Source organism: Rhizobium sp. CG4 (assembly GCF_023701965.1).
In the GTDB taxonomy this organism is placed as follows: Bacteria; Pseudomonadota; Alphaproteobacteria; order Rhizobiales; family Rhizobiaceae; genus Agrobacterium.
The window spans coordinates 130,932-148,719 of record NZ_JABAEG010000003.1; the positions used below are offsets into that span (position 1 = coordinate 130,932).

Genomic DNA, 17,788 nt, shown 5'->3' on the forward strand with positions numbered 1-17,788 from the left:
GCGCGCGGCATTTGCTTTGTGCAGTTCCGACAAATTAAGATGTAGGCAAAATCGCCACACCTACCAACGAACAGGTTCCTGAAGGAACAGATCGAAGGTCTACTATGATTGGCTTCCTTGTACGGCGCATAGCTGTGCTCATCCCGACATTCATCGGGGTTTCTATCGTTGCATTTTTGTTCATTCGCTTGCTTCCGGGTGACCCGGTTGCCTTGCTGTCGGGTGAACGCGTCATGTCCCCAGAGCGCCACGCACAGATCAGTGCTGCGCTCGGCATGGATCGCCCGCTGGTCATCCAGTATCTGGATTACCTTGGCGGCGTTCTCACGGGCGATTTCGGCACATCCATTGTGTCCAAGTCGCCTATTCTCGGCCAGTTTCTCGCACTGTTCCCGGCAACGGTTGAACTTTCCTTCTGTGCGATCGTGCTGGCTATCGCTATCGGTATTCCGGCGGGCATCATTGCCGCCATCAAACGTGGTTCGATCTTCGATCAAGGCCTGATGGGCGTTGCACTTGTTGGTTACTCCATGCCGATTTTCTGGTGGGGGCTTCTGCTGATCATCCTGTTCTCTGGCATCCTGCAATGGACACCGGTGTCAGGACGCATCTCGCTGATGTTCTTCTTCCCGCCAGTTACCGGCTTCATGCTGATCGACTCGCTGCTGTCGGGCCAGAAGGGCGCATTTGCGTCGGCTCTCAGCCACCTGGCGCTGCCATCCATCGTTTTGGCCACCATTCCGCTGGCTGTTATCGCCCGCCAGACACGTTCGGCCATGCTGGAAGTGCTGTCGGAGGATTACGTCCGTACCGCGCGCGCCAAGGGCCTGTCGCCCTTCCGCGTTATCGGCATTCACTCGCTTCGTAACGCCATGATCCCTGTCATCACCACCATCGGCCTTCAGGTCGGCGTGATGTTGGCTGGCGCTATCCTCACCGAGACGATTTTCTCCTGGCCGGGCATCGGCAAATGGATGGTCGATTCGGTCTTCCGCCGTGATTACCCTGTTATCCAGGGTGGTTTGTTGTTGATTGCGGGCATCATCATGATCGTCAACCTTATCGTTGATGTTCTGTATGGCCTTATCAATCCACGTATCCGGCACTAAGAAGGAGAAATTCCCATGGCCGATACCGCCATTTCCAAATCCGCAGAGCCGGTTTCCGCCTCTGCGATGCGTCGCCAGATGCTCAAGGAGTTCTGGTTCTATTTTTCTGAAAACAAGGGTGCCGTCATTGGTCTCTATGTTTTCATTGCTCTGGTTATCGTTGCTGTTTTCGCACCGATCATCGCACCACATTCGCCGTTTCAGCAGTATCGTGATGCTATTCTTGTTCCACCGTCATGGATGGAAGGCGGACGCCTCACATATCTTCTCGGCACAGATCCGGTTGGCCGCGATATTCTGTCCCGCCTGATCTACGGTGCGCAGTATTCGCTGTTCATTGGTGTGTTCGTCACCACGTTGTCGCTCACCAGCGGTATCGTGATTGGTGTCATTGCCGGTTATTACCGTGGTTGGGTCGACACGATGATCATGCGCCTGATGGATATCATTCTGGCGTTTCCATCGTTGCTGCTGGCTCTGGTTCTGGTCGCCATTCTCGGACCAAGCCTGACCAACGGCATGATCGCGATCGCGCTGGTTCTGCAGCCGCACTTCGTGCGCTTGACCCGTGCTGCCGTCATGGCGGAAAAGACCCGTGACTACGTCACCGCGTCACGTCTGGCCGGTGCTGGTCCGTTCCGCCTGATGTTCCGCACCATTCTGCCGAACTGCACCGCGCCACTGATCGTTCAGGCAACCCTGTCCTTCTCCAACGCGATTCTCGATGCGGCCGCTCTCGGCTTCCTTGGTATGGGCGCTCAGCCGCCTGCACCTGAGTGGGGCACGATGCTCGCCGAAGCACGCGAATTTATTCTGCGCGCATGGTGGGTTGTTACATTCCCTGGTCTTGCCATTCTCATCACCGTTCTTGCCATAAACCTGATGGGCGACGGTTTGCGTGATGCGCTTGACCCGAAACTGAAGAGGTCCTGATATGGCACTTCTGCAAATTGATAATCTCACCGTTGAGTTTGAAACCGCCAATGGCTGGTTCAAGGCTGTTGATGGCGTTTCGATTTCGGTCGATCCGGGTGAAGTTCTCGCCATCGTTGGTGAATCGGGCTCCGGCAAGTCGGTGTCCATGCTGGCTGTCATGGGCCTTTTGCCGTGGACAGCGCGCATCACCGCTGACCGTATGCTGTTTCAGGGCAAGGATATCCAGAAGCTGTCTGCTGCGGAACGCCGCAAGCTGATCGGCAAGGATATTGCCATGATCTTCCAGGAGCCGGTTGCAAGTTTGAACCCTTGCTTCACCGTCGGTTTCCAGATCGAGGAAGTTCTGCGCATTCACCTTGGCCTTGGCCGCAAGGAGCGTCGTGAACGTGCTCTCGAACTGTTCCGGCTGGTTGGCCTGCCGGATCCGGCTGAACGGCTCAAGCATTATCCGCACCAGATGTCCGGTGGTCAGTGCCAGCGTGTGATGATTGCCATCGCCATTGCCTGCAACCCCAAACTTCTGATTGCTGACGAACCAACAACGGCGCTTGACGTGACCATCCAGAAGCAGATCCTCGATCTGCTGATGTCGCTGCAGGCGCAGAACGGCATGGGTCTGATCATGATCACCCATGACATGGGTGTCGTGGCGGAAACGGCTGACCGCGTGGTCGTGCAGTACAAGGGGCGCAAGATGGAGGAGGCCGACGTGCTGACCCTCTTCGAAAACCCGAAAAGCAACTATACCAAGGCTTTGCTTGCCGCATTGCCGGAAAATGCAACAGGTGACCGTCTGACGACCGTTTCCGCATTTTTCGATGGCGCACCAACGCCTGCGGGAGAAACAGCATGACAGCGAACCAGTCCAACAAGACCATGCTGGAAATTCGCAACCTGAAGCGGGATTATGAACTGCCGGGCGGCATGCTCAAAAAAGGCAGAACAATCCATGCCGTGAAAGGTGTGTCCTTCAAGCTGGAAGCCGGCAAGACACTGGCAATCGTCGGGGAATCCGGTTGCGGCAAGTCGACGCTTGCCCGCATGCTGACCTTCATCGACGAGCCGACCTCTGGTGAACTGCTGATCGATGGCAAGACGGTTGATACCCGTCCAGGTCACCTGACGGCGGAGATGCGCCAGAAGGTTCAGATCGTGTTCCAGAACCCATACGGTTCATTGAACCCGCGTCAGAAGATCGGCGATGTTTTGTGTGAGCCTCTGCTCATCAATACAAAGATGTCATCTGCCGAGCGTCGTGAACGTGCAACAGAAATGCTGATCAAGGTCGGTTTGGGTCCGGAACACTACAATCGCTATCCGCACATGTTCTCCGGCGGCCAGCGCCAGCGTATCGCCATTGCGCGTGCCTTGATGCTGAATCCGAAGCTACTTGTGTTGGACGAACCGGTATCGGCGCTCGACCTTTCTGTTCAGGCCCAGGTTCTCAACCTGCTGGCTGACCTGCAGGACGAGTTTGGCCTGACATACGTGTTCATCAGCCACGACCTTTCTGTGGTGAAATACATCGCTGACGAAGTCATGGTGATGTATTTTGGTGAAGCGGTGGAGTACGGCACGCGTGAAGAGGTCTTCTCGGATCCGAAGCACGAATACACCCGCACCTTGTTTGCGGCCACGCCGCAGGCGGATATCGAAAGCATTCGCAAGCGCATGGCAGCCAAGGCTGCCGCCCGCGAACAGCGCGCATAGTCGAAAAGAAATGCCGGGTGCTGTGCGAAAGCGGCACCCGGCATTCAATTATCCAAGGCAAAACAGGCACAAACCGTGGTAAAGGGTGGCATGCCCACAACTCTTTCAAACCCTGTTTATACGCCGCCGCTGGAGCCATACCTGTCCATCGTCCACCGGGATGACGACATTCTTGTCCTCGACAAGCCAAGTGGCCTTTTGTCTGTGCCGGGGCGTGACCCTGTTCTTTACGACAGTCTGGCGACCCGCGTTCAAAAGCAGTTTCCCAAGGCATTGATGATCAACCGGCTGGACAAGGACACCTCCGGTCTTGTCCTGATGTCGTTGAACCGTAAGGCGCACGCTACCATTGCTGCCCAGTTCGAAAACCGCACGACACGCAAATCCTACATAGCCGTTGTCTGGGGGCATCTTGCGCAAGAAAGCGGCCTAGTTGATCTGCCTTTAGCAATTGATCAGGACAACAAACCGCGCCACCGCGTCGACCATGAAAATGGCCGTTCGGCGCAGAGTGAGTGGCATGTGCTGGACCGCCTGCCATTACCGGCTACCCGGGTAAAGCTGCACCCGTTGACGGGCCGCACCCACCAGCTGCGCGTTCATATGCAGGCGATCGGTCACCCAATTCTCGGTGATGCTTTCTACGCCAGTGGTGAAGCGCTTGATGCCGCAGATCGGTTGCTGCTGCACGCCGAGGAAGTCGGTTTTCGTCACCCGGACGGGCGCGATGTGTCGTTTCGCGTTCCTTGTCCGTTTTGAGGTGGCTGCGTGAGCAAGGAACCAAACAACACAGATCTGGTCGTGGATTTTGTCGGTGGCGCTGTCGGCCATCGTTTTCGCGCCGGCGAGGGGCGGGGACAGGCCCTGGCAAAGGCTGTAGGGCTGACCAAGGGGCGCTTGCCGACTATCGTTGATGCAACGGCAGGTCTCGGTCGCGATTCCTTTCTGCTTGCTTCACTTGGCGCCAATGTCACGATGATCGAGCGGTCGCCGCAGATGCATGCATTGCTTGCGGCAGGGCTTGAGGCTGCTAAGGCCGAAGGTGGGCGCTACGCTGAAACCGTAGCGCGGATGACGCTGCTGCACGGCGATTCCAGACTGCTGCTGCCCGGGCTGGAAACGGACGTCGTGTTGGTCGACCCTATGCATCCTCCCCGCCACAACAGCGCACTTGTCAAAAAGGAAATGCGCGATCTCCGTGACATTGTCGGCGCAGACGATGATCAGGCCGAGTTGATGCGTGTGGCGCTTGACGTTGCCAAAAAACGTGTGGTTCTCAAATGGCCGCAAAAGGCGGACCCGATGCCCGGTCTGCCGAAACCCAATCATCAGATTGACGGCAAAAATACACGTTATGACGTGTTCATGATCTTTGGAAAGACGGATGAAACGGCAGCAGGGCAGGGGTAGCGCTTGCCCGCAATAAATTAAGGTATTCGGATGTTTTTAAGCAATGACGACCTTGTTGAATTGACCGCATTTCGCCGGGAGCTGCACCGGTTTCCGGAAATCTCCGGAGAAGAGAAAGAGACCGCGCAGCGCGTCCGCACTTACATTGAGCAGATGAAACCGGACAGGATCATCGAAGGTCTGGGCGGCCATGGTCTGGCTGTGATCTTCGAAGGTCGTGAACCCGGTCCCTCACTGCTCATTCGCTCCGAGCTGGATGCCTTGCCGATCTTTGAAAAGACCGGTCTTGCCTACAGCTCACAAAGTGATGGCAAGGGCCATTTGTGTGGCCATGACGGGCACTCCACCATTCTTGTGTCGCTGGGCCTTGGACTTTCACGGCAGAGGCCGCGAAAGGGCCGCGTTATCCTGATGTTTCAGCCGGCAGAAGAAACCGGCGCTGGTGCCGCCGCTGTATTGGCTGATCCGCGTTTTGCCGAGATCGTGCCTGACGTTTCCGTTTCACTGCACAATCTTCCCGGCTTGCCGCTTGGCCATGTCAGCATCATGGAAGGCGTGGTCAACTGTGCCTCGCGTGGCATCAAGATCAGCCTCAGCGGCAAAACTGCCCATGCATCGTCACCGGAACAAGGCATCTCACCGATGCTGGCACTGTCAGAGTTGATGCCTGCGCTGGTTAAACTGGGTGTAGGGCTGCCAAAGGCCGACGAGCCATTTTTGCCGGGTGCCGACTTTCGCATGGTCACCGTCACCCATGCCAGTATGGGTGAAGCCGCCTTTGGCATTTCCCCTGCCGATGCCGAGCTTTGGGCGACATTGCGCACATTGTCGGATGACAATATGGATACCCTGTGCGCTCAGGCGGAAGAGCTCGTCACAGATATTGCCAATAAAAACAGTCTGAAATCTTCCATAGCCTACGATGATATTTTCCTGCATTGCGAAAATTCGCCCGAGGCGACGGCGCATATCATAACCGCACTAAAGGCCGAGAACATTCCCTATACCGAGGATTTTCTACCGATGCGCGGATCAGAAGATTTTGGACGTTTTGGCGCTGTTTCACAGTCTGCTATGTTTTTTCTGGGGGCTGGGCAGAGCCACGCAAATCTGCACAATCCGGACTACGACTTTCCCGATGAGTTGATTGATATTGGCGCCCGGATTTTTATGCGGATCATCCGCAATATCAATGGATAACAACGGATATGGTCACGTACAAAATGACCAGAATCGGTGTCAGCCATCATCTCATCAGTGGTTACAGAAACGAGAGAGTGATGATGTTCTGATGGCTGATGTCGAGGTGATTGCACCAACATGAGCGGGATGGGCGCAGTTTTCTTGACCGCTTCGACATAAACTCGTCACGAACTGCACATTACCCCTTGCACGCTCCCGTTTTGCCCGTTATGAGAACGCCGCACTTGAAGCTTTATGGCTTCCTGTGTCCGCGGAGAGGTGGCAGAGTGGTCGAATGCACCGCACTCGAAATGCGGCATACCTGCAAGGGTATCGTGGGTTCGAATCCCACCCTCTCCGCCATAACAGCCTTCAATATAAGGCATTTCCCTCATTATCAAATAATAGCCAAAACTGATCTGTATCTATCGTCACGCGCTATTTCTTAAGATAGCGCCACGCGACTGTCGGCAGCAATTTGGACGCACGACATGGTTGCGACAGCCGATACATAAGTTCGATCCCGTCGTTAATCGACCTTCGTCGCCATTTCGTCTCTCCATGTCGTTCTCACGGCAGTCGATGAGAGAGGTTGATGTTCTGCTGGCAGGGCTGAGTTGTACTGCCGATCTGGCATAATCTTTTCGTGGAGGAAAAGGTTTCGAACCCGGCTGAACTGACGTGTCGAAAGAATTGCCAGCCGAGCAGAAACAGTTTCGAATCTAAACCCAGAGGAGGAATGGGAATGAGCAGAAACAGAGGTGTCGTGTATTTGCGGCCGGGTCAGGTCGAGGTGAGAGATATTGACGATCCCAAGCTCGAGGCACCGGACGGGCGTCGGATCGAGCATGGAGTCATTCTGAAGGTCATCTCTACCAATATTTGCGGGTCCGACCAGCACATGGTGCGCGGCCGCACGACGGCCTTGCCAGGTCTCGTCCTTGGCCATGAAATTACGGGTGAGGTCATCGAGAAGGGTGTCGATGTCGAGATGCTGAACATCGGCGATATCGTCTCGGTGCCGTTCAACGTCGCATGCGGCCGTTGCCGCTGCTGCAAGTCGCAGGACACTGGCGTCTGCCTGACCGTTAACCCATCACGCGCGGGCGGCGCCTATGGCTATGTTGACATGGGCGGCTGGATCGGTGGCCAGGCCCGTTACGTCACCGTTCCCTATGCCGATTTCAATCTGCTGAAATTTCCCGATCGCGACAGAGCTCTATCGAAAATCCGCGATCTCACAATGCTGTCCGATATTCTACCGACTGGTTTTCACGGTGCGGTGAAAGCGGGGGTTGGTGTCGGATCGACCGTCTATGTAGCAGGCGCCGGTCCGGTGGGTCTCGCGGCAGCGGCTTCAGCGCGTATTCTCGGTGCAGCGGTCGTAATGATCGGGGATTTTAACAAAGAACGCCTTGCACATGCTGCCAAGGTTGGCTTCGAGCCGATTGATCTGTCGAAAAGCGATCGGCTCGGGGAGATGATCGCACAGGTCACAGGAACGGATGAGGTCGATAGCGCCATTGATGCCGTCGGTTTCGAAGCCCGCGGACATTCGGGCGGCGAACAGCCAGCCATTGTTCTGAACCAGATGATGGAAATCACCCGCGCGGCAGGCTCCATTGGCATTCCAGGCCTCTATGTTACGGAAGATCCTGGTGCGGTCGATGATGCTGCCAAAAAGGGTAGCTTGTCCCTGCGGTTGGGCCTTGGTTGGGCGAAGGCGCAGTCTTTCCACACTGGCCAGACGCCCGTGCTGAAATATAATCGTCAGCTCATGCAAGCCATCCTCCATGACCGTCTACCGATTGCGGATATCGTCAATGCAAAGATCATTTCGCTTGATGACGCCGCGCAGGGCTACGAAAACTTTGATCAGGGCGCTGCAGTAAAATATGTGCTGGACCCACATGGTGACCTAACGAAGGCCGCCTGATCTTCTCAAGCAACCTTGCGGCTAGCTGTCCTTGTCCGCCTCAGTAACGAGGTCGGACTAGGACAGCAGTTCAGCTATGCCATCATCTAACGCGATGGAGAATGGATCATCATATCAGTGCTTTAGGTGTTCCCACGGCCATGAAGGAGAAATGCGTTGCATTCTATTGGGCATCTGCACATGGCTCTAAATATCGCGGGGGCGTCGTATTGATAGACTCCGGCTCGCCCCTTTGTCACCGAAGAGTTGCAATCTCGCAAAACTCGCGTATAAGCACCGCATCTTGATTTCTGGAAAGGGAGCGGATCGATGCAAAATATCTCCTCACGCCCCATCGGGGCCTCGGTCTAACTCAGTATAAGCTGACTTAGGTCGCTCCAACCGCCGTCATCGACGGCGGATAGCGAACACGTATCCAGAGTTATCATTTATGGGCACTTTTTCCGGGGACGCTTTTGCTTCCCACGAGCCAGCACGTTTGCCGGCTAATATTCATCATTATTTCTCCAGCAAAAGCTGGATTGAGGGTGCAGCTCTCGACCAGCTTGAAAAAATGTCGCGTTTGCCGGGTGTCAAAGCCGTCGCGGCGTTCCCTGATCTTCATCCTGGCAAGTACGGTGCAACCGGTGTTGCCCTGCTGTCTGAAAGGCTGCATCCGCTGCTGGTTGGTAACGACATCGGCTGCGGCATGTCTTTGTTCGAGCTGGATCTTCCGGTCCGCAAGCTTAAGCTCGACAAGGCGGCAAACCGGCTGCGTCGCATGGACAGCGTCAAGACTGACGATGCATCGCAAAGGCTTGGCGACATCGACCTGCCAAATGACCTCTTCTCGCACGCCTTGGGGACGATCGGCGGCGGCAATCACTTTTGTGAGCTGCAGGCGGTCGAAAGTCTGCTCGGCGACGTAGAGGGGGCTGCGTTGGAGAAGCAGAGCTCATATCTGCTTGTTCATTCCGGTTCCCGTGGTTTGGGTGCAGATGTGTTTTCAAGCATTTATGCACACATACCAGACCTGGTACATGGTCTTGACGCCGTCACTGACGCTGCGGTTTCATGGCTGGAAAAGCACGATCAATGCGTAACCTGGGCGTCGCTCAATCGACGCATGATCGCCGAAAAGGCAGCTTCTCTACTCAACGCCGATCTTCGTCTTGTGGCGGATGTGCCGCATAATCTGGTTCGCAGAACATCAGATGGTTTCGTCCACTACAAGGGCGCTGCAGCCGTAACGCCGGGAGAGATTGCTCCCATTGCAGGATCGCGGGCGACACTGAGCTATGTCGTGAAGGCAACCGACAAGGTTGGTGTTTCCCTAGGCGGCATTTCCCACGGTGCCGGGCGCAAATATGACCGTGCCACCATGCACGGTCGCGTTGGCAAAACACGGTCGGAACGGGACGGCCTCTTGCGCAACAGTTGGGGTGGCGTGGCGATCTGCGATGATCGTGATCTGGTCATCGAGGAAGCCTCATCCGCGTACAAGGATGCGGGACAAGTGGTAACGGACCTGCAGGCCGAGGGGCTGATCGACAGCCTTGCGGCCATGCGCCCGCTTGTTACCTACAAAAAGGCAGTGGGGGAGGATGGCGTTACCCAACATACTGGCAAACCCGATCACCGTCGCAAGGAAGGCCACAAAAAGGGAGGTCATAAACATGACCGCTATTGATCTGTTGATTACTTCAGGAAATGGACCGACGGAATGCCGCATCGCTGTCAAAGCGTTGCTGGATATTCTTCAGAGGCAGGCGCGCGAAAACAACTGCCTGTGTGAATTGAACATGGGGCCGATGCCTGACGCACATGGTCCCAAGTCTGCTCTGCTGAACCTTGAAGGAGAGGCGGCTGCACAACTGGCTGCGGACTATTGTGGCACTGTGAAGTTCCTGTTCAAGAGCCCTGTTCGGCCGGGCCATAAACGCCAGAACTGGTTTGTTTCGGTGCAAAAAATTGACCTTGATGTCGGCGAAGATGTCGAAATTGATGCCAAGGACCTACGCTTTGAAACGCTTAGAGCCGGAGGTCCAGGCGGTCAGCACCAGAACACCACCGATAGTGCCGTGCGTGCAATCCACACTCCGACGGGATTACGCGTCATTGCCAGAAATGAGCGGTCGCAACACCGCAACAAGGCTCTGGCGGTGAAACGACTGGCTTCCATGCTTCAGCATCTTCAGGACAGGAAAACCGTCACGGCAAAATCGGAGCGTTTTATTGCCAATCGTTCAATCGAGCGTGGCAATGCCGTAAAAACCTTCAGGCTGTAGCCGCAATATCTTGGCGCATCGGTAGGTAACTGGTGCGCCAAGATGACGGGTTTTGTGCACGGCCCAATCATCAGTATTATTTGCTTTCGAGAATATCGACGATTTGCTGATAACCCCGGGTTTGCGCATGCTGAAGCGGTGTTATGCCATCATTGTCGGCGATATTTTTATCGGCACCTGCATCGACAAGCAGTTTGACAATTTCGACGTGTTTTGGGCCGCCATCGCTCAGAATGATCGCCTCAAGCAGTGCGGTCCATCCGAGGTTGTTGACGTGGTCGATATCAACACCTGCGTCGATCAGCGTTTTCACTGTCTCGACATGACCGCGTTCCGAGGCTGGTATCAGCGCCGTTCCACCATAGCGGTTGGTGCTTTTCAGATCAGCACCATGCGACAGCGTTAATCGCAGAATTTCCAGGTACCCACGCGCACCGGCGTAGAGATAGGGGCTGTCCTGAATAGCGTCCTTGGCGTTGACGTCAGCTCCCGCCTCGATCAACATTTTCGCCGACTCGACATCATTGGCGTGGGTGGCAATCAGTAACGCCGTCTGGCCACGCACATCGCGTAGTTCCAATGCAGAACCGGCCTTGATTGTCGATGCGATGGCAGGATGGTCACCGCGCCGCACGAGTTCCAACAGATCTGGTTTTGTCTCCGCCATTGCCGCTCCCACCATTACGCTATAGAGAGCGATTGCCCGGATCATGACCCTCAGTGATCTCTGCATGAACGGCCGTGTCCTCAACAATCTAAGCACTCCCTTGTTTTCACTCCACCGTCTTACAGCCTTTAAAAAGGCAGAGATATGTCTCGGCTTGACGTGTCGGATCAATCTGCCGTGAGCATGATTGCCGGTGGCAGACACTTGATGAACCGTTCACTTTATGCCCTATGCTGTCACCAATGTCGCGCATGAGGGGGTGTGCAGAGGTGGTTAAAGGCACGTATTCCCGGTTGAATTGGATAATCAGCATTCTTGCTGTCTGGCTCGTTTGCGTCGGCCTTTATGGGGCTGTTTCCGTCAATATCTCCCTCAAACGGGCCACTGATGAGCTGAATGATGCGGGGTTTCTTCTGCATCGTCTGATCTCGCAGCGCGTGGCACAACATGATGCGCATCTGACGACACTGGTATCGCTCATCCTCGCAGGTGACGGTGGGCAAATACAGCCGCTGTCACAGGTCAGCGAGAGCATCATTCACTTTTATCCTCGCATCACCGCTATTCAGGAAATTAAACTGGCATGGCAGGAGCCGTCTGCTGCCACGGATGTGCGACAGGTACTGTCGGTTCCGGAAAATGCCAGGGTTGCGGATTACGCACCAATTGCCAGCGCGATATTTGCGCAAAAGGCTGGTGAGGGGAAAAGTTATGTGTCTCCGTCGCTTGGTGGCAATTACCTGCTGACCAAGAAGGTAAGAGACACCAATCCCGCATTGTCCATTGTGCTGCAGATCGTTCCGCAAAGGCTGGTGGATCTGGAAGAAGTACCGAGCTGGCTAACCATGCGGCTGCAACTGAACGGCACTGTGGTCATGGAACGTGTCAGCGAACATCAGAGATTCAATTGGCTGTCTATGCCGTCGTTCAGCCGCATGATCGACAGCCGGTCGCAGCCTCTGTTGCTGACGATGGAACGTCCGATTTCGGTGTTTGATCTCGTCGATTTCGTTTCGCTTGCGGTCGTGGCTGCCGTCACTTTTGTCGGCCTTTTACTGCTTGCCTACATCATAAGGCAGAGGCGGGAAGCTCAACGCCTGCAGGCAGCAGCGCTTGTGGCAGAACAGCGTAATGCACTGCTGGCGCGTGAAACGCGTCTTGCCCACGCCGCCAGGGTCAATTCGCTTGGCGAACTGGCATCCGGCATTGCCCATGAGCTCGCACAACCCTTGACCGCATTGATGAGCCAGAGCCGCGCTGCCGAGCGTTTGCTGGAGCAAACGGGTATCGACAATACCCTCTTGAAGACGGCATTGGCGTCCAATGTGCGTGAGGCAAGACGGGCCGGCGATATGCTCAAGCGTATGCGGGACTATATCAGCAATCGGCCACCGAGACCGGTCGCGGTCGAGGTCAACCGGGTTGTCGCCGATACGGTTGAGCTGATGCGCGCCGAGCTCGACAAACGCCATATCTCGCTGCAATGGGAACTCGGTGCCGATTTACCGCTGCTGATGGCCGATCCGGTCGAACTTGAGCAGGTCTTTAACAACCTCATCCGTAACGCTGCCGACAGCATTGAACAACTGAATGACGCTGGGTCCCAGATCACGATTGAAACGATGCGTGACGGTGATTGGGTGAGAATAGACATCCGCGATAATGGCCCCGGCATTGACGAGAAGGTGTTGCCGCATCTTTTCGAGCCGTTTTTTACCACCAAAAAAGATGGTATGGGGTTGGGTCTGGCGTTGTGTTCGACATTGGTTGAACGTGTCGGTGGACAGATCGAAGCGCAAAATAATGCCACCGGCGGAGCCTGTTTCACTGTCTGGCTGCCAGTTCAAACACGGGAGACAGGCGCTTGACTGCAACACGCATCTATCTGGTGGATGACGACGAAGCTGTGCGCAACGCGCTGTCATTGCTGCTTTCAACCTACGCCATGCAGGTGGAGACCTTTGCCGACCCTACCACCTTTCTGGCGCATGTAGAAACAAGGCGGCCCGGCATATTGCTGCTTGATCTGCGCATGCCATTGATCAGCGGCTTACAGGTGCAGCAGAAATTGACTGAACGGAACATCGACTGGCCAATTGTCATGATAACAGGTCATGGTGATGTGAACGCCTGCCGCCGTGCGTTCAAGGCCGGTGTCAGCGACTTCCTGAGCAAGCCGATCGATGAGGATGTGTTGCTCGATGCGATCCAGTCGGCACAAGGTCTTTTGCAGGCAACGCTGGAAAGACAGGAAGCCATAGGTCTTCTGGCCAGTCTGACCAGCCGGGAGCGAGAGGTGCTTGATCTTGTCTGTCAGGGTTTTGCCAGCAAAGATATCGCCAGCGCCCTTGATATTTCCGCTCGCACCATAGATGCACACCGGGCCAATATTGCTGAAAAACTCGGAACCAGTTCGGTGGCGGAGTTCGTGCGACTGACTGTTGCCGCGGCCTCTCGGTAGAATTACCTAGTTGCACCTGTGGAACCGCGGATTCAATCAAACCCGGGCTGCCGTTAAAACCGGCGTCAGAAAGCAAGCAGCTTTCGAGACATGGTTTTAAGGAGACCCGACTATGAAGCGCATTCTTCTCGCCGCTACCGCTGCCGCCGTATTGACCTCGGTTGCTTCCGCCCAAGTTCTCGAAGAAAAGAATATCTCGATGGAACTGGCCAGCACCATTGCACGCGAAGCTGTCGCAGCCTGCTCGGCTGAGGGTTACAATGTTTCTGCTGCTGTTGTTGACCGCGCCGGTGTACTTCGTGCGCTTCTGCGGGCTGACAATGCTGGTTCCCACACCCCGGAAGCGGCGCGCCACAAGGCCTACACTTCGTCGTCATCCCGCATGCCAACCAGCGCAATGGCAGAAAACATTGCCAAGAACCCAACCGCTGCTGAACTTGCATCGATTGACGGTTTTCTGGTTCTGGCCGGCGGCATGCCGATCAAGGTTGGCAACGCAACCATTGGCGCAATTGGTGTTAGTGGTGCTCCAGGCGGCCAGTTCGATGAAGCCTGCGCCGTTGCCGCCATCAGCAAGGTCCAGGCTCAGCTGAAGTAATCAGGTCTGAACAGCAGCGCTGCCTCGTCCCCGGCGGCGCTCGCATGGCGCTTCGAACTTGGGTTTGAAGCGCCAGATGTCGTTGGCAATCTGTCACTCCCAAGTCGCGGCCAGGAATTATTCCTGATCTGCAACCAACCGATAACCCACACCGGGTTCGGTCCTGATAATCGCCGGATTGACCGGGTTCTGTTCAATTTTTTGGCGCAGTTGGCCAATGAACACCCGCAGGTAATGCAGGTCGTCCCTATGGGCCGGTCCCCAGACGGAGGTCAGCAGAGTCTTGTGGGTCACAACCCGCCCGGCATGGCGGGCGAGCAGGGTCAGCAGGTCGTATTCCTTTGGCGTCAGCCTTATGGGCTGATCACCGCGTGACACGGTCCGTTTCACCACATCCAGCACCAGACCATCCGCCTCGAAAACCGAAGGCATGGCGTCGGCCTTCTGGCCGCGGTGGCGCAGTGCATTGCGTATACGGGCCGTCAATTCACCGATACCAAAGGGTTTTTCAACATAGTCGTCTGCGCCGAGATCAAGTGCCGCAATCTTTTCATTTTCGCGGTCGCGGGCAGAAAGAATGATGATCGGAATATCCGACCAGCCACGCAGACTGGCAATCACTTCTTTGCCATCCATATCTGGCAATCCAAGATCGAGAATGATCAGGTCAGGGGCGGCCGTTGCCGCCGCCTTTAGGGCGTCCGCTCCGGTCCCGGCTTCAATGACACTGTAGCCTGCCGCCATCAGTGCCGGTTTCAGGAAACGCTGTATCTGCGGTTCGTCGTCGACAACAAGGATATTGGCAATCGTCACGGTCATCTCGGTCAGTAGACTTTCTTGTGTTTGGACGCAGGAAAACGCATGACAATGCGTGTTCCTTTTTTCTTCACGGCTGGGCTTTCGGCATGGATATGGCCGCCCATAGCTTCCACGAAACCGCGCGCAATGGATAGCCCCAAACCAGTACCAGCGGCGCGTCCGTCCGGTTTTCCACGACGGTAGAATTTCTCAAACACCCGGTCCAGATCCTCTGGTGGAATTCCCTTGCCATGGTCAGTTACCGACACCAGAACGTCGTCTCCATCACGCCGGGCATAGATGTAGACCGGTTCCTTGCCGCCATATTTTACCGCATTGTCCAAAAGGTTGAATAGAACCTGCCCCAGCAAAACGCTGTCGCCTTCGATCAGAGGAAGGTCTGCGGCAATGCCGGTTTCGACCACGCGATCGGGGAAATATTTGCGGATACGTTCGGCGGAGGCATGCACCACGTCGGAAACATCAATCCAGTCATGACGCGGTTTGAGATTCCCGGCCTCAATACGGGTCATGTCGAGAAGGTTGGCCACAAAACGGCTCATTCTGCTGCCTTCCTCATCAATGGATTGCAGAAGATCGTCGCGACTTTCCGGCGGCATTTTGTCGCCCAGTTCCCTCAGGCTGGTCACCGCACCGGTGATGGTGGCAAGCGGCGTTTTCAGGTCATGCGATATCGAAGACAACAGCGCTTCACGGTATTTCTCACCCTCCAGCTTGGCCGCCTGCGTCACGCTTTCTTCTGCAAGCCGGGCGCGATCCAGGGCGATTGCTGTCTGGTCGAGAATGGCCGAGAGCGCACGTTCTTCATTGATATGGAGACGCTCACTAATTTGCTCGACACCGCACACGCCAACCACGCCATGTGGTCCTCGCAAGGGACGGAACTCGAAACGACTGTTGGGCAGCGTGCCGGTGCCGTGGCCTGCGGTTTCCTGTTTGTCGTGGCTCCAGCGGGCTGCGGTCAGATCGGTGATGTCCAGTTCCGTGTCCGGGGGCCATGCAGCAGCAACCTTGACGTCGCTGTTGTCGGGCAGCAACAAAACGACATTGCGCTTGAGGCTGGCCTGCAACTGCGACACCGCCAGCCAGATGGCGTCATCGGCCTTGGCGGTCGTCGAAAGTTTGCGTGAAAAATCGTAGAGCGACTGCAAGGCCGTGGCCCGCACACGCGCGACGGAGGCCTGCTCCTTGATACGGGAGGCAAAACCACCGGCAATCATCGCCACTGCCAGGAATATGAACAGCGCAAACACTTCATGCGGTGTGGAAATGGTGAAGGTCCGGAACGGGTCGATGAAGAAAAAATTGTAAGCCAGCGTGCACATCAGCGCGGCGAGAAATGCCGCCATGTAGCCGCCCGTCACCGACGCGCCAAGCACCGCGAGCAGAAATAACAAGGAGATGTTGGGCAGGTCGATAAAACGGTCAATAATCAGCGCGCTTGCCGTCGCTATCAGCGTAAAGCCAATGGCAAACAGTGCTGATTGCCGCAGCGCCACCAGGTTCGGCAAACGGAAACGCAATTTCCGATCGCGTTTTTCGCTGCGTTCAGGTGTGACCAGATGGATGCCAAGCCCCGCCGCCCGCCGTGACAATGCTTCATGTAGTGACAGCGCCCCAAATTTGACCCAACCGCGAAGTTGCCCGGTGCCGATGACGATTTGCGTTGCATGTTCCCTACGAGCGCATTTGAGGATTTCTTCCACAAAGTCGCTACCGATAATGTGTTGTGTTTCAGCGCCCAGCTGTTCAGCCAGTCTGAACAGTGCCTCCATGCGCTGGAAATGTTCGGCATTGCTGACCTCCCGGTCGGCGCGTTCGACAGACACGACGATCCATGGCGCATTGAGACCGGATGCCAGACGGCTGGCGACACGAATGACCTTTTCCGAGAGATCATCGGGGCCGATGCAGACAATCAACCTTTCGCCGGTGGCCCAAGGTCCCTCAATGGCATTTTGCCTGAGATAATCAACCATCTGGTCGTCAACGCGGTCGGCGGTTCGGCGCAGCGCCAGTTCACGCAATGCCGTCAGGTTTCCTAAGCGGAAAAAGCGATCCACCGCCCGGCTGGCGCTATCGGGCAGATAAACCTTACCCTCTTTCAAACGCTCGATCAGTTCTGTTGGTGGCAAGTCGACCAACAGAACATCGTCGGCCCGTTTCAACACGGTGTCGGGCACACGCTCACGCACGGTCACGCCGGTAATCTGCGCCACCAGATCGGCAAGGCTTTCCAGATGCTGGATGTTCATTGCCGTCCAGACATCAATGCCCACAGCAATCAGCTCTTCAATATCCTGGTAGCGCTTGGGGTGCCGACTGCCATCCGGGTTGGAGTGGGCCAGCTCATCGACAATAACAATGCGTGGCCGACGCGAAAGGGCTGCGTCCAAGTCAAACTCTTCCAGCATGCGGCCACGATGAGCAACCCGGATACGCGGCAGGATCTCGAGCCCATCGATCAGGGCGGCTGTTTCACTCCGGCCATGGGTTTCCACCAGCCCAACCATGATATCACAACCGTCGGCCTTCAGCCGCCGTGCTCGCGACAACATGGCGTAGGTCTTGCCGACGCCGGGTGCAGCACCCAGAAAAACGGTCAGCTTGCCCCTGCGTTCTTTCTGCGCAAGGGCAAGCAAGGCATCCGGATCTGGTCTGCGCACAGGGTTGCGGTCAGTATCCGCCATGCG

The 17,788-nt window shown here is 55.9% G+C and carries 16 protein-coding genes and 1 tRNA gene; 14 read left to right on the forward strand and 3 right to left on the reverse strand.

Annotated features, from left to right (window positions below):
- Nucleotides 1-104: 104 nt before the first annotated feature.
- The 11 genes from HGO37_RS10870 (at nt 105) to prfH (ending at nt 10,550) form a co-directional block, all read left to right on the forward strand.
- Nucleotides 105-1,109, forward strand: coding sequence for an ABC transporter permease subunit (locus HGO37_RS10870; RefSeq protein ID WP_250983340.1), 1,005 nt, complete (start codon nt 105-107; stop codon nt 1,107-1,109).
- Nucleotides 1,110-1,124: 15 nt separating this feature from the next.
- Nucleotides 1,125-2,042, forward strand: a complete 918-nt coding sequence (locus HGO37_RS10875) for an ABC transporter permease subunit (RefSeq protein WP_192486695.1) — start codon at nt 1,125-1,127, stop codon at nt 2,040-2,042.
- 1 nt (nt 2,043) lies between these two features.
- Nucleotides 2,044-2,898 (forward strand): ABC transporter ATP-binding protein, encoded by an 855-nt coding sequence (locus HGO37_RS10880; RefSeq protein WP_192486696.1) that lies wholly within the window; start codon nt 2,044-2,046, stop codon nt 2,896-2,898.
- Nucleotides 2,895-3,755, forward strand: a complete 861-nt coding sequence (locus HGO37_RS10885; RefSeq protein WP_250983341.1) for a dipeptide ABC transporter ATP-binding protein — start codon at nt 2,895-2,897, stop codon at nt 3,753-3,755. The genes HGO37_RS10880 and HGO37_RS10885 overlap by 4 nt, the downstream gene beginning before the upstream one ends.
- Nucleotides 3,756-3,845: 90 nt before the next feature.
- Nucleotides 3,846-4,514, forward strand: coding sequence for a pseudouridine synthase (locus HGO37_RS10890; RefSeq protein WP_250983342.1), 669 nt, complete (start codon nt 3,846-3,848; stop codon nt 4,512-4,514).
- Between the two features lie 9 nt (nt 4,515-4,523).
- The gene (locus tag HGO37_RS10895) at nt 4,524-5,165 is read left to right on the forward strand and encodes a class I SAM-dependent methyltransferase (RefSeq protein WP_250983343.1); all 642 of its coding nucleotides are present in this window, start codon (nt 4,524-4,526) and stop codon (nt 5,163-5,165) included.
- 30 nt (nt 5,166-5,195) lie between these two features.
- Entirely contained in the window at nt 5,196-6,365 is a 1,170-nt protein-coding gene (locus HGO37_RS10900; RefSeq protein WP_250983344.1) for an amidohydrolase, read from the forward strand.
- 255 nt (nt 6,366-6,620) lie between these two features.
- Nucleotides 6,621-6,710, forward strand: a tRNA-Ser gene (locus tag HGO37_RS10905).
- A gap of 382 nt (nt 6,711-7,092) precedes the next feature.
- A complete protein-coding gene (gene fdhA, locus HGO37_RS10910; protein WP_250983345.1) occupies nt 7,093-8,283 on the forward strand; it encodes a formaldehyde dehydrogenase, glutathione-independent in 1,191 nt (396 codons plus the stop codon).
- A gap of 430 nt (nt 8,284-8,713) precedes the next feature.
- Nucleotides 8,714-9,952 carry an RNA ligase RtcB family protein gene (locus HGO37_RS10915; protein WP_250983346.1) on the forward strand — a complete coding sequence of 413 codons (1,239 nt, stop codon included), beginning with the start codon at nt 8,714-8,716 and terminating at the stop codon, nt 9,950-9,952.
- On the forward strand, nt 9,939-10,550 hold the full coding sequence (gene prfH, locus HGO37_RS10920) for a peptide chain release factor H (protein WP_250983347.1): 612 nt from the start codon (nt 9,939-9,941) through the stop codon (nt 10,548-10,550). The genes HGO37_RS10915 and prfH overlap by 14 nt, the downstream gene beginning before the upstream one ends.
- A 76-nt stretch (nt 10,551-10,626) precedes the next feature.
- On the opposite strand, the gene HGO37_RS10925 is transcribed toward prfH, so the two are convergent.
- The gene (locus HGO37_RS10925; RefSeq protein WP_502941408.1) at nt 10,627-11,283 is read right to left on the reverse strand and encodes an ankyrin repeat domain-containing protein; all 657 of its coding nucleotides are present in this window, start codon (nt 11,281-11,283) and stop codon (nt 10,627-10,629) included.
- A gap of 203 nt (nt 11,284-11,486) precedes the next feature.
- On the opposite strand from HGO37_RS10925, the gene HGO37_RS26495 reads away from it, so the two are divergent.
- From HGO37_RS26495 to HGO37_RS10940, 3 genes are all read left to right on the forward strand, one after another.
- Nucleotides 11,487-13,085 carry a sensor histidine kinase gene (locus tag HGO37_RS26495; protein ID WP_250983348.1) on the forward strand — a complete coding sequence of 533 codons (1,599 nt, stop codon included), beginning with the start codon at nt 11,487-11,489 and terminating at the stop codon, nt 13,083-13,085.
- Nucleotides 13,082-13,678 carry a response regulator transcription factor gene (locus HGO37_RS10935; protein WP_250983349.1) on the forward strand — a complete coding sequence of 199 codons (597 nt, stop codon included), beginning with the start codon at nt 13,082-13,084 and terminating at the stop codon, nt 13,676-13,678. Before HGO37_RS26495 ends, HGO37_RS10935 begins: the two co-directional genes overlap by 4 nt.
- 112 nt (nt 13,679-13,790) lie before the next feature.
- Nucleotides 13,791-14,276 (forward strand): GlcG/HbpS family heme-binding protein, encoded by a 486-nt coding sequence (locus HGO37_RS10940; RefSeq protein WP_250983350.1) that lies wholly within the window; start codon nt 13,791-13,793, stop codon nt 14,274-14,276.
- Nucleotides 14,277-14,393: 117 nt separating this feature from the next.
- Here the strand turns inward: HGO37_RS10940 and HGO37_RS10945 are convergent, their stop codons facing one another.
- The gene (locus HGO37_RS10945) at nt 14,394-15,089 is read right to left on the reverse strand and encodes a response regulator (RefSeq protein ID WP_250983351.1); all 696 of its coding nucleotides are present in this window, start codon (nt 15,087-15,089) and stop codon (nt 14,394-14,396) included.
- 11 nt (nt 15,090-15,100) lie between these two features.
- On the reverse strand, nt 15,101-17,785 hold the full coding sequence (locus tag HGO37_RS10950) for an ATP-binding protein (RefSeq protein WP_250983352.1): 2,685 nt from the start codon (nt 17,783-17,785) through the stop codon (nt 15,101-15,103).
- Between the last annotated feature and the right edge of the window lie 3 nt (nt 17,786-17,788).

Excerpts from the sequence above, each read along its gene's own strand:
- HGO37_RS10870 (WP_250983340.1), top strand. The coding sequence starts at position 105 with ATGATTGGCTTCCTTGTACGGCGCATAGCTGTGCTCATCCCGACATTC.
- HGO37_RS10885 (WP_250983341.1), top strand. The coding sequence starts at position 2,895 with ATGACAGCGAACCAGTCCAACAAGACCATGCTGGAAATTCGCAACCTG.
- HGO37_RS10875 (WP_192486695.1), top strand. The coding sequence starts at position 1,125 with ATGGCCGATACCGCCATTTCCAAATCCGCAGAGCCGGTTTCCGCCTCT.
- HGO37_RS10890 (WP_250983342.1), top strand. The coding sequence starts at position 3,846 with ATGCCCACAACTCTTTCAAACCCTGTTTATACGCCGCCGCTGGAGCCA.
- HGO37_RS10900 (WP_250983344.1), top strand. The coding sequence starts at position 5,196 with ATGTTTTTAAGCAATGACGACCTTGTTGAATTGACCGCATTTCGCCGG.
- HGO37_RS10880 (WP_192486696.1), top strand. The coding sequence starts at position 2,044 with ATGGCACTTCTGCAAATTGATAATCTCACCGTTGAGTTTGAAACCGCC.
- HGO37_RS10950 (WP_250983352.1), bottom strand. The coding sequence starts at position 17,785 with ATGGCGGATACTGACCGCAACCCTGTGCGCAGACCAGATCCGGATGCC.
- prfH (WP_250983347.1), top strand. The coding sequence starts at position 9,939 with ATGACCGCTATTGATCTGTTGATTACTTCAGGAAATGGACCGACGGAA.
- HGO37_RS10940 (WP_250983350.1), top strand. The coding sequence starts at position 13,791 with ATGAAGCGCATTCTTCTCGCCGCTACCGCTGCCGCCGTATTGACCTCG.
- HGO37_RS10915 (WP_250983346.1), top strand. The coding sequence starts at position 8,714 with ATGGGCACTTTTTCCGGGGACGCTTTTGCTTCCCACGAGCCAGCACGT.
- HGO37_RS10925 (WP_502941408.1), bottom strand. The coding sequence starts at position 11,283 with ATGCAGAGATCACTGAGGGTCATGATCCGGGCAATCGCTCTCTATAGC.
- fdhA (WP_250983345.1), top strand. The coding sequence starts at position 7,093 with ATGAGCAGAAACAGAGGTGTCGTGTATTTGCGGCCGGGTCAGGTCGAG.